We start from the raw sequence: 11249 nt of genomic DNA on the forward strand, positions 1-11249 counted from the left end.
CAGGTTTCTATCAGCCTTCGCCGCGGCGCCCGTCCCCGGTGGCAACACCCCCCGGGCCTTCGCGAGAGGCAGGGACGAAGGGCCATCCGGGGCGGGTCGGCCAGCAACCCCGCAGGGTCTGCTTCATCGTAATCCGCTTGCGGATCGAGCTGGAAAAGAAAAGACCCGGCAGAGCCAGGTCTAACTGTAATGGGCGATCTCCGTGCGTCGGGTACCACGGGAACATGAAAAAGCCCGGCCAGTGTGACCGGGCTTTCGCTTTTGCTGGATGCTGCGGCTTACACCACGCCCTGCGCCATCATGGCGTCGGCGAGCTTCTTGAAGCCGGCGATGTTCGCGCCCATGACGTAGTTGCCTTCGTGGCCGAACTCGCGCGCGGCGTCGTCGGCTGCGTGGTAGATGCTCTTCATGATGCCCTGCAGCTTGGCATCCACTTCCTCGAACGACCAGGACAGGCGCTCGGAGTTCTGCGACATCTCCAGGCCGGAGGTGGCCACGCCGCCGGCGTTGGCGGCCTTGCCGGGGCAGAAGGTCACGCCGTTGTCCAGGAAGTAATCGGTCGCGTCCATCGTGGTGGGCATGTTGGCGCCCTCGGCAACCACCTTGCAGCCGTTCGCGACCAGCTGCTGCGCATCCTCGATGAACAACTCGTTTTGGGTCGCGCAGGGCAGCGCGATGTCCACGGGCACGCTCCACACGCCGCGGCCCTCGTGGTATTCCACGCCTTCGCGACGCTTCGCGTACTCGGAGATGCGGGCGCGCTCGACTTCCTTGATCTGCTTGACCAGGGCAACGTCGATGCCGTTGGGATCGTGGATCCAGCCGGTGGAGTCGCTGAGCGTGACTACCTTGGCGCCCAGCTGCTGGGCCTTCTGCGTGGCGTAGATGGCCACGTTGCCGGAGCCGGAGACCGACACCGTCTTGCCTTCGAAGGAGTCGCCGTGGCACTCCAGGTACTCCTGCACGAAGTAGATCAGGCCGTAGCCGGTCGCCTCGGTGCGGGCGAGCGATCCGCCGTAGGACAGGCCCTTGCCGGTAAGCACGCCTTCCCAGACGTTCTTGATGCGCTTGTACTGGCCGAACAGGTAGCCGATCTCACGTGCGCCCGTGCCGATGTCGCCAGCCGGCACGTCGGTGTCGGCGCCGATGTGGCGCTGAAGCTCGGTCATGAAGCTCTGGCAGAAGCGCATGACTTCCATGTCCGACTTGCCCTTCGGGTCGAAGTCGCAACCGCCCTTGCCGCCGCCCATGGGAAGCGTGGTCAGGCTGTTCTTGAAGATCTGCTCGAAGCCCAGGAACTTGATGATGCCCAGGTTCACGGACGGATGCAGGCGCAGGCCGCCCTTGTAAGGCCCCAGGCAACTGTTGTACTGCACGCGGAAGCCGCGGTTGACCTGCACCTTGCCCGCGTCATCGACCCAGGGGACGCGAAACGTGATCACGCGCTCGGGTTCCACGATGCGCTCGAGCAGGCCGGCGGCCTCGTACTCGGGATGCGCCTCGATGACCGGCTCGAGGGAACGCAGCACCTCGGTGACGGCCTGGATGAACTCAGGCTGGCTGGCGTCCTTCGCCTTGACCTGCTCGATAACTCGATCGACGTAACTCAATTCGGACCTCCTTTGGGAAATGCAGTACGCAATAGCATCATTATAAAGAGAGCCGACCGCGCGCAATGATTATTTAAACGATTCGAAACAAACCTGTGCGCCGAAAGGTCGCGATCGAAGCGATTCGGGACGTCCGGCTCGTTGCGAATTTCAACGATGAATTGCTCGACTGTCCCCATTGCGACCCTCTCGAAAACAATCGATGGGGTAGAATCGGGGCAAGAGATAAGGAGCGTGCATGAACGAGATCAAGTGCCCCCATTGCCAAACGGTGTTTCAGGTTGACGAGACCGGTTTCGCGGCCATCATGAAGCAGGTGCGCGACAGCGAATTCGACAAGGAAGTGCAACGGCACGAGCAGCTGCTGGTAACCGAAAAGAAGCAGGCTGTCGAGCTGGCGGTGGCGCAGGCTTTGGGAGCGGCGCAGGCGAAGGCCTCCGAGAAGGAGACCCGCATTGCCGAATTGGAGGCCAGACTGGACGCGGCGAAGCGCGAGAACGAAGCTCGGGAGCGCGTCGCGCAGGCCGAGCGCGAGCGTGCGCTTGCCGACATCGCGGCGGCGAAGGACGCTCGCATCGTCGAGCTCGAGCAGCGCTTGTCCGCGCATCAGCACGCCAGCGAAACCGAGAAGCAGCTGGCCGTGCAGCAGGCGCGCACCGAGATCGAACGCGAGCGCGATGCCCTGGCCGCCCAGGTGGCGCTCAAGGACGCCGAGCGCATCCAGGTTGAAAGCGCGCTCAAGGAGCAGCTGTCCATTGAGCTGAAGGCGAAAGACGACATCATCGCGTACAAGGAAAACGAGATCGAGCGCTATCGCGACATGAAGGCGCGCTTGTCCACCAAAATGGTGGGCGAGTCGCTTGAGCAGCATTGCGAGACCGAGTTCAACAAGATTCGCGCAACGGCGTTCCCGCGGGCGTACTTCGAGAAGGACAACGATGCATCCGGCGGCTCGAAGGGCGACTTCATCTTCCGGGAGTGCGACGAGGCGGGCAACGAGATCGTGTCTATCATGTTCGAGATGAAGAACGAATCCGACGACCCGTCACGCCGCCATCGAAACGACGAGTTCTTCAAGAAGCTCGACGCCGATCGCACGAAGAAGGGATGCGAGTACGCGGTGCTCGTGTCGCTTTTGGAGCCGGACAGCGAGCTGTACAACCAGGGAATCGTGGACGTGTCGTATCGGTACGAGAAGATGTACGTCGTTCGCCCCCAGTTCTTCCTGCCCATGATCTCCATTCTGCGCAACGCCGCGCTCAACTCGCTTGCCTACAAGGCGGAGCTGGCCGTGGTGCGCAACCAGAACATCGACATCACGAACTTCGAAGAGCAGATGGAGACGTTCAAATCGGGTTTCGCGCGCAACTACGACCTGGCCAGCCGCCGCTTTCAGACGGCTATCGACGAGATCGACAAGACCATCACGCACCTGCAGAAAACCAAAGAGGCCCTGCTTTCCTCCGAGAACAATCTGCGCCTGGCGAACAACAAGGCGCAGGACTTGACTATCAAGCGTCTGACCAGGAACAACCCCACTATGAAAGCCGCGTTCAAGGCGCTTGAGGATGGTAGCGCCGACGTTTCCGAATAGGTGCGGCTTGCCGGTTTCCGGGCGGCGGGATGGGGTGCGCCGCCCGGTTTCGCTTTCCGGAGCCTTGCCGCCGTCGACGCTGCGCTAGCGCTCGTCCCCGTCGCGAAGCGACTCGTCCACCAGGCGCCGCAGGTTCGCCGCGAAGCGTTCGCGATCCTCGTCCTCGAACGCCGCAGGGCCCTTCGTCCTGCCGCCTTGTCGACGGACGTTCTTCTCGAGGTGGCGTATCTGCATGTCGGCGTCGATGGTCGCGCGCGAGTACACGCGCCCTCGCACGCCGATGGCCCGCGCGCTGCGGCCGAGCACCATGGCCGCAAGGCCGATGTCCTGCGTCACCACGATATCGCCGGGCTTCAGTTCCTGCACGATGGCGAAATCGGCCGCATCGGCGCCGATGCCCACGGCAAGGGTGTCGACCCAGAATCCGTCGGTGGGCTGCCGGGGGTCGCTTCGTCGCACGTGCCGAAGCAGGTTCTGCGTTGAGTTGCCCGCGATAACGACGGGGATGTTGCGGTTTCGGGCGATGTTGACGGCCTCGGCGGTGACGGGGCAGGCGTCGGCGTCGATGTACACAGTGGGCTTCATGGACCTGCTTTCTCTTGGGTTGGTTCAGTATAGCGGCAGGCATCCCAGGTTGCGAACCCGCGCGCTTCCGCATAGGCCCGAAGCCCAAGGCGCGTGCTGCGCGGTTGTCGACCCGCTGCGCGCATCGTCGGTTCGCTGTCGTGCGCAGCATGTGAAGGCGCAGCTTTTTGAGCGTCGGTTCGGTTACCGATTTGTGCTCAGTCTGTGACCTCGATGCGCCGTAGATATTCGAAGTCTATCTTGAACCCCGGTCGCATGGGGCGGCTTGGCGCGCAACGGGGCGAGAGAAGAGGCGAGCGTATGGCGAACGAGAACGGGTTTTTGCTGGAGGTCGAGCGATGGGCGCAGACGACGCCGGATGCTTTGGCCTATCGTGCAGACGACGCAACCATGACCTATGCCGAGCTGTGGACTATGTCCGATGCCGTGGCGTGCGCGCTGCGCGAGCGTTCGGGCGATCGCGAGCCGGTCGTCGTCCTGGGGCATAAGGGCTCCTTGATGATCGTCGGGTTTCTGGGCTGCTTGAAAAGCGGGCACGCCTTCGTGCCCGTCGATGTTGAGATGCCGGCGTCTCGGTTGGCTGACATCGCTTCCCAGCTGGGGGAACCGTTGCTGTTGACCGCCGTGGAGCTGCCTTGCGCGTTGCGGGAGCTGACATGCGAGGACCGCGTCGTGGATGCGCGCGAGGTTGCGCGTCTGCCGTTCGACCGTGCGAGCGTCCCCGACCGCTCCTGCTGGGTTTCCGGCGAGGAGACGCATTACCTCATCTTCACGTCCGGCTCGACCGGGCGACCCAAGGGCATCGAGGTGAGCGCGGACAACGTGGCGAACTTCATGCGGTGGCTCCGCACGTTTCCGGTGGTGTCGGACGGTGCGCGTGTGTTCCTGGACCAGCCGCCGTACTCGTTCGATCTGTCGCAGTACGAAGTGGTGGGCGCGCTGTCGACCGGCGGGTGCCTGCACGCGGTTTCGCGTGAGAAAACCGAGGATGCGCGCATGCTGTTCGAGGACCTGCGCGCCTCGGGCGTGCAGGTGTGGGTTTCCACGCCGTCGTTCGCCGATCTATGCCTGGCGGATCCTTCGTTCGACCAGGCGCTTCTTTCCGACGTTCGCATGTTTCTCTTTTGCGGGGAGACCTTGCACCATGCGACGGCCGAGGACTTGGTCCGTCGGTTTCCGCAGGCGCTCGTCGTGAACACCTACGGGCCCACCGAGTCCACCGTGGCGGTAACGTACGCCGAAATCGGTCCCGCCGAGCTTGCGGATGCGGCCCCCTTGCCGGTGGGGCGTCCTCGTCCGGGGACCGAGCTGCGCATCGTGAACCCCGAAACGGGGGCGCCGTGCGAGCCGGGGCGAAGCGGCGAGATCGTCATCGTGGGGGACACGGTGGCGAAAGGCTACTACCGCAATCCCGATAAAACCGCCGAGGCGTTCTCATGGTCGCTGCGTTCCGACGGCCGCAAAATGCGGGCGTATCGTACGGGCGACCTGGGTCGATTGGACAAGGAGGGCGTGCTGCACTGCGAAGGCCGATTCGACGCGCTGGTGAAGGTGAACGGGTTTCGCATCGAGCTTGAGGACGTGGAAAGAAACATCGTTTCATTGCCGCAGGTGAAGCAAGCTGTCGTAGTGCCGGTGCTGCGCCGCGGGCGCGTTTCCCACCTGAAGGCATGCGTGGTGCTGGATGCTTCGGCTGCTGCGCTCGACGCCTTCGACGCTCGCCAGGAGATTCGGCGCGGTCTGGCCGAGCTCGTTCCTGCGTACATGGTGCCGCGCACCGTGAAGCTGTTCGACGAGCTGCCGCTGACCTGCAACGGCAAGCTTGATCGAAAAGCCCTGGTCGAGGCGTAGCAGGTCGCGCGCATGTCGTTTTACGCCGACCCCAGCTTTTTCGTGGCGCTGACCGCAGCGGTAGCGGGCGCAGCTTTCCTCGGCCTGCGCGAGAAGCCGCTCAAGCGCTACGGCCTGGCGGTGTCCGTAGTGCTGCTGGCGTGCTTGTTCTCGAAGGACGTCGCCGGCCTTGCGCTCGCGGCGGGGTTCGTGCTGGCGGCCGTAGTGTGCATGCGGTGGCTCTCGGCCGACCCGAAGTCGAACGCGCGCTTCTATGCGGCCGTTGCCGTCACGCTCGTGCCGCTCGTGTCCGCGAAGGCGGGCGCGGTGTTCGATCAGAATCTGCTGGGCTTCTTGGGCGTTTCCTACATTACGTTCAAGGCGCTGCAGGTGCTCTTCGAAATTCGCGACGGCCTCATCGAGCGGATGAACCTGTTCGATTACGTGTACTTCCTGCTGTTCTTCCCCGTGTTCACGTCCGGCCCCATCGACCGTTCCCGCCGTTTCGCGCAGGATGCCGACGCGGTGCGGACGCGCGACGAGTACGCGGGCCTGCTCGCGCGCGGCATCCTGCTGCTGCTCGTGGGAATGGCGTACACGTTCGTGATCGCGGTGTGGCTGCATCGCCTGTACGCACCGACCGCATGGGGCGGCGGCCCGTTTCTTGCGGAGCTGGGCGCGCAGGTTCAGACCGCGTACGTGTACGGCCTGTACCTGTTCTTCGACTTTGCAGGGTACAGCCTCATGGCGATGGGCGCTAGCTACTGCTTCGGCATTCGCACGCCGCGCAACTTCCGCGCGCCGTTCGCGTCGATCGACATCAAGGATTTTTGGAACCGGTGGAACATCACGCTCTCGTTTTGGCTGCGCGACTTCGTGTTCATGCGGTTTTCGCGCCTGGCGCTCAAGAAGCGCTGGTTCGAAAGCCGCCTGACCACGGCGTGCTGGGGCTTCGTGTTCGACATGGTGCTTATGGGCGCTTGGCACGGCCTGACACCGAACTACCTTTTGTACGGCTTGTACCACGGCTTGCTGCTGGCGGGTACGGAGGCGTTTCAGAAGAAATCGAAGTTTTACAAGCGGCATAAGAAAGAACCCTGGTTCAAGGCGCTATCCTGGTTCGTCACGCTGCAGTTGGTGATGATCGGGTTCGCGCTGTTCTCGGGGCAGGCAACGATGCTCGTGAAAGGAGCGATCAATGGGTAGCGTCACGCACGATCAGCTTGAGGAGCGCATGCTCTGCATTTTGGAGGATATCTGCGACGATGACGAGGTGCGCGAGCGCCGAAGCGAGGATCTGTTCGCGCTCGGCCTTTTGGACTCTATGGGGGCTATCGAGCTTTTGGTGACCATCGAGGAGGAGTTCGGCGTGTCCATTGCCCCTACCGAGGTGGAACGCGACGAGATGAACACGGTGGATTTGATCATTCGCCAAGTGGAGATCCGCCTGTAGGCGGGCGGGACCATGGCGAAAGGGGCATCGACCGGCTTTACGGGCATGGCCTTGCTGCGCGGCGTGGTTGCGGCGCTGCTCGCAGCCGTGCTGGCGTTCGCGGGGTTTTGCGCCTGGGGGCTGCCCCGGCAAACCGATCACGATCCGACACGGCTCTACGATTACGTGTATTCGGGCGTGAAGGCCGAGAGCACCGCGTTCACGCTGTCTTCGATGAGCGCGGACGGCCACCTGGCGTTCGGATCGTCGGAGTTCTACATTTCGAAGGACGAGGTCGCGCAGTGCCCGCAGGCGGTGTTTGGCGAGAACGTGACCGGAGTGGATCTGACTTTCGTCGGCGAAGCGTACGATCAAAGCCTATGGCAAGCTGTTGCGGCCGGTGCGTACGGCGACAAGGTCAAGAACAAGAAGGTCATGATCGTGGTGTCGCCGCAATGGTTCTTCAAGGGCAACGGGGCGCAGGCGAAGTTCCCCTCGAAGTTCTCGTACAGCCTGTACCGGCAGTTCGCGGACAACCCGCGTCTGTCCGAGAAAACGAAGGCCTACGTTCGATCCCGCATGGCGGCCCTTGGGGTCAACGCGGGGCAGCTTGCCGCGGCCAACAGGGACACGCCGTTCGACGCCGTGAACGATGCGGCGTATTCGCTTGCGGAAGACGCGCGCATTCGCAGCCGCTTGCCCCAGGTGATCGAGCAGGCTCCGCACAAGAGCGCTGCTCGTGCGATCGGCAACCCAACGGGCGAACCCGACTGGAGGGCCCTGCTGTCGCAGGCGGATGCATCCGGCGCCGCCGCCTGCACCACCAACCCGTACGGCATCTACGACGCCTATTGGCAGAAGAACTCCCGCTACAACGTGGAACGCGGGCAGAACTTCACGGAGGCGAATGCCGAATACGACGACCTCTCGTGCTTTTTGGACGTGTGCCGCGAAACGGGACTGGAGCCGCTTGTGGTGATCCTGCCGATGCACGGCGCCTGGTACGACCGCGAGGGAGTCGCGGCCGATGTGCGCAGCGCGTTCTACGATCGCGTGCGCGGCGCGTGCGATGCGGCGGGGGCTGCGTACGCCGACTTCTCCAGCTGCGAGTACGAGAAGTACTTTCTGTGCGATACCGTGCATCCCGGCTGGCGCGGCTGGGTGCGCATCGAGCAGGCGTTCTACGATTTCGCGAACGGGCGCGACGATGCGTTTCTGGGCGGGGCCGGCTTCGGCCGGGCCGAGGGCTTGGCTTCGGCGGGCGATGCGGGCGCCTCGCTTGCCGGTGTAACCGACGGGAGCGCATCGTGAGCCGGCTTCGTCGGTGGGCGGACGGTGTGCGCGACGCGGCGCGACGGCGTCCCGGACTGCTGGTTGCGGCGGCCGGCGCAGCCGTGGTCGCCCTGGTCGTCCTGCTCGCCTGGTTCATCGTGTTCTCCGGCTTTTCCCAACCGGTTCAATTCGTATACGACAGTTTCTAGGAAGCCGGGTGCGATCGTGATGGCGAACGGGATGGCGATTATCGGCAGGCGTGCGGCGATTGCGGCCTTTTTGGCGCTTTCGTGCATCGGTGCAGCTGTCGGCTGCGCACCTGTCGTCGACGTGCCCGACCAGGAGCCCGATCTTGCGGCGCCCTCCGACGAGCCTGCGGATCTTGGCGTCGAAGACGGCGGCGACCTGGGGGATTTGGCCGACGAAGCGCCTCCCCAGGGGATGGAGCCCGAAGGCGGCGCGCTTGCGGTTCGGCTCGATTCCTACCTGGACGACAACGCGTCCCGCACGGGCGTGCCGGGCGTTGCCGTGGCCGTGGTGGATGCTTCGGGCGTCCGGTACCTGCGCACGCTGGGGGATTGCCCGGATGCCGAGGCGCTTTTCACGATGGGGTCGCTTAGCAAGTCGTTCACGGCTCTTGCGGTGATGCAGCTGGTGGAGGCGGGGGAGGTGGACCTCGATGCGCCGGCCTCGTTGTACGTGCCGCAGTACGGCGCGCCGCCCGAGGTCACGGTACGATCCCTGCTCAACCAGACGAGCGGGTTCGGGTACTACGATGCGCTCGCCGATGCGCGCAAGGGCGCGTCGTTCGGGACGTTCTCGTACGCGAACGCCAACTACGATTTGCTCGGCCGCATCGTCGAAGCGGCTTCGGGGCAGGAGTACGCGGCGTACCTGCGCGATCACGTGCTTCTTCCCCTTGGGATGGACCGCTCGACGGCTGACGGCGAGATCGCGCGGGAAAAGGGCATGGCGCCCGGCCATCGCGGTTGGTTCGGCGTGCCCGTAGCCGATGGGTTCGCGCACGCGTCAAGCGACGAGGCGTGGGGAGCCGCTCCGTCGGGCTACGTGGCGGCGAGCGTTTCCGACATGGCGCGCTGTCTGCGGATGTACCTCAACGGCGGGCGAAGCGACGCGGGGGAGCGCGTGATCTCGCCGCAGGGAATCGAGTCGATGTTCATGGACCGCGTTCCCGATCCCGAAGGCGACACGTACTACGGCATGGGCTGGACGTCGTTTTCCTGGGACGACGGGGAGACGGTGCTGTCCCATGACGGGCAGGTGGAGAACTACGTGGCAAGCATGTGCCTGCTGCCCGAGCGCGGTTTGGGCGTGGTGGTGCTGGGCGATGCGAGCGATCACGCGGGCGGCGACAACCTGTTCTTCGAGCTGGCGAACGGCGTGGTGGCTGCGGCGGTGGGCGCCGATCCAGACCCGGTCGACGCTTCGTGGGTGCGGGTGGCGCACGCGCGCAACGACGTGCTGTACGCCTGCGTCCTGCTGGCGAGCGCAGCGCCGCTGGGGTTGCTGCGGCGGTGGACGCGCCGCATGCGCGCGACGTGCGTATCGCAGGCGTCGCCGGCGCTGCGGTTGCGCGCGAGGCGGATGCTGGTCGCGCGCGCCGTCGTCCTGCACGTCGTCGCGCCGCTTGCGGTTCTGGCGCTTCCCATCCTGCGCGGGGTGCCGTGGCGCGACGTGCTCACGTTCGCTCCCGACGTGGCTGCGGTGCTGGGGGCAAGCGCGGCGCTCCTTGCTGCGGGCGGCGCCGCCAAGCTGGCGGTAGCCGTGCGCATGGGGCGCGGGCGGGTCCGCGCCGCTGCGCCTCCGGCGAAGGAGAGCCGACCGCGCTCCCGGCGAACCTGAAGCCCCGCGGCTTCGCGGCGCGAACCGAGCGCATGCCCCGCGAACCTGAAACCCCGTAGCGCCGCTTTGCGCTACAATGGATGCTTTCGCAGCAAAGGGGGATCAAGGTTGGAAGTGCTCGTCATCATGGCCGTGGGCGTGCTCGTGGGCGCAACGGTGTTCCCCGCGCGCCTCAAAGGCGCGAACGAGAAGCTGACGCTGCTGTTCACGGCGTTGCTCATCTTCTCGATGGGGGCTTTGCTGGGAGGGCGCGACACGTTTCTGGAGGAGCTGGGCACCGTCGGGTGGGCGAGCGCCCTGTTCTGCCTGGTGCCGGTGGCTCTTTCGACCTTGGTCGTGTACGGCCTGACGAACTGGCTCATGAGCGACATAACCCGCAAAGCGGCCGGTCCGAACGTGGCCGCTGCGCAGGAGGCGCCGGCGGCGGGGGAGCCTGCCGGCAACGGCGAAGCCGTCATGATCGGCATGGCGGTGGGGGCGCTTGTGCTGGGGATAGCCTACGGGCTGGCGGGCGTGCACCTTGCGCCGCTCGACGCGCTGGCCGACCATTCCGACCTGATCCTGTACGGCCTCATGCTGTTCGTGGGCATCAGCGTGGGCGGCAGCCGCGGCCTTTTGGGCAAGCTGCGGCAGTATCACGTGCGCGTGCTCATCATTCCCTTCGGCATTGTGGTCGGATCGATCGCGGGCGGTTTGCTGTGCGCTCCCTTGACGGGGCTTTCCCTGCCGACGGGAGGCGCCATCGCGTCGGGATTGGGCTGGTACAGCTTGTCGGGCGTCATGATGACCGAGATCGCCGGCGCGCAGGTGGGCAGCATCACGTTCTTGTCGAATCTGCTGCGCGAGTTGGTGTCGTTCTTCTGCATCCCCTGGATCGCCCGGCACCTCAACTACCCTACGTGCATCGCGCCCGCCGGCGCAACGAGCGAGGATACCACGCTGCCCATGCTCATTCGCTGCACGAACGGCGAGACGGTGGTGCTCTCGGTGCTCAACGGCGTTATCTGCTCGGCGATGGTCCCGGTTCTGATAGAGGCGTTCCACCCGTTCATATAGCGGTGCG

The 11249-nt window shown here is 64.8% G+C and carries 10 protein-coding genes; 8 read left to right on the plus strand and 2 right to left on the minus strand.

Annotation, left to right across the window (positions count from 1 at the left end; genetic code table 11):
* Positions 1-278: 278 nt before the first annotated feature.
* The gene (gdhA, locus tag LQE90_RS09075; protein WP_216529492.1) at positions 279-1610 is read right to left on the minus strand and encodes an NADP-specific glutamate dehydrogenase; all 1332 of its coding nucleotides are present in this window, start codon (positions 1608-1610) and stop codon (positions 279-281) included.
* A 238-nt stretch (positions 1611-1848) separates the two neighbouring features.
* Between gdhA and LQE90_RS09080 the strand changes: the two genes are divergently transcribed.
* On the plus strand, positions 1849-3204 hold the full coding sequence (locus tag LQE90_RS09080; protein WP_216529493.1) for a DUF2130 domain-containing protein: 1356 nt from the start codon (positions 1849-1851) through the stop codon (positions 3202-3204).
* Positions 3205-3288: 84 nt separating this feature from the next.
* Here LQE90_RS09080 and LQE90_RS09085 read toward each other — a convergent pair whose 3' ends face one another.
* On the minus strand, positions 3289-3789 hold the full coding sequence (locus LQE90_RS09085) for a YaiI/YqxD family protein (RefSeq protein ID WP_216529494.1): 501 nt from the start codon (positions 3787-3789) through the stop codon (positions 3289-3291).
* Positions 3790-4089: 300 nt separating this feature from the next.
* On the opposite strand from LQE90_RS09085, the gene dltA reads away from it, so the two are divergent.
* The 7 genes from dltA to LQE90_RS09120 all read left to right on the plus strand — a co-directional run bounded on the left by dltA (position 4090) and on the right by LQE90_RS09120 (position 11242).
* The gene (dltA, locus tag LQE90_RS09090; RefSeq protein ID WP_216529495.1) at positions 4090-5640 is read left to right on the plus strand and encodes a D-alanine--poly(phosphoribitol) ligase subunit DltA; all 1551 of its coding nucleotides are present in this window, start codon (positions 4090-4092) and stop codon (positions 5638-5640) included.
* 12 nt (positions 5641-5652) lie between these two features.
* Positions 5653-6825, plus strand: coding sequence for a D-alanyl-lipoteichoic acid biosynthesis protein DltB (gene dltB / locus LQE90_RS09095; protein WP_216529496.1), 1173 nt, complete (start codon positions 5653-5655; stop codon positions 6823-6825).
* The gene (gene dltC, locus LQE90_RS09100; protein ID WP_114566922.1) at positions 6818-7072 is read left to right on the plus strand and encodes a D-alanine--poly(phosphoribitol) ligase subunit DltC; all 255 of its coding nucleotides are present in this window, start codon (positions 6818-6820) and stop codon (positions 7070-7072) included. Before dltB ends, dltC begins: the two co-directional genes overlap by 8 nt.
* Before the next feature lie 12 nt (positions 7073-7084).
* The gene (dltD, locus tag LQE90_RS09105; protein WP_216529497.1) at positions 7085-8362 is read left to right on the plus strand and encodes a D-alanyl-lipoteichoic acid biosynthesis protein DltD; all 1278 of its coding nucleotides are present in this window, start codon (positions 7085-7087) and stop codon (positions 8360-8362) included.
* Positions 8359-8532 carry a hypothetical protein gene (locus LQE90_RS09110; protein ID WP_216529498.1) on the plus strand — a complete coding sequence of 58 codons (174 nt, stop codon included), beginning with the start codon at positions 8359-8361 and terminating at the stop codon, positions 8530-8532. The genes dltD and LQE90_RS09110 overlap by 4 nt, the downstream gene beginning before the upstream one ends.
* A gap of 19 nt (positions 8533-8551) precedes the next feature.
* Positions 8552-10186, plus strand: a complete 1635-nt coding sequence (locus LQE90_RS09115) for a serine hydrolase domain-containing protein (protein ID WP_216529567.1) — start codon at positions 8552-8554, stop codon at positions 10184-10186.
* Between the two features lie 114 nt (positions 10187-10300).
* Positions 10301-11242 carry a LysO family transporter gene (locus tag LQE90_RS09120; RefSeq protein ID WP_225749204.1) on the plus strand — a complete coding sequence of 314 codons (942 nt, stop codon included), beginning with the start codon at positions 10301-10303 and terminating at the stop codon, positions 11240-11242.
* The last annotated feature ends 7 nt before the right edge of the window (positions 11243-11249 follow it).

This window comes from Paraeggerthella hominis, assembly GCF_021044775.1.
Lineage (GTDB): Bacteria > Actinomycetota > Coriobacteriia > Coriobacteriales > Eggerthellaceae > Paraeggerthella > Paraeggerthella hominis.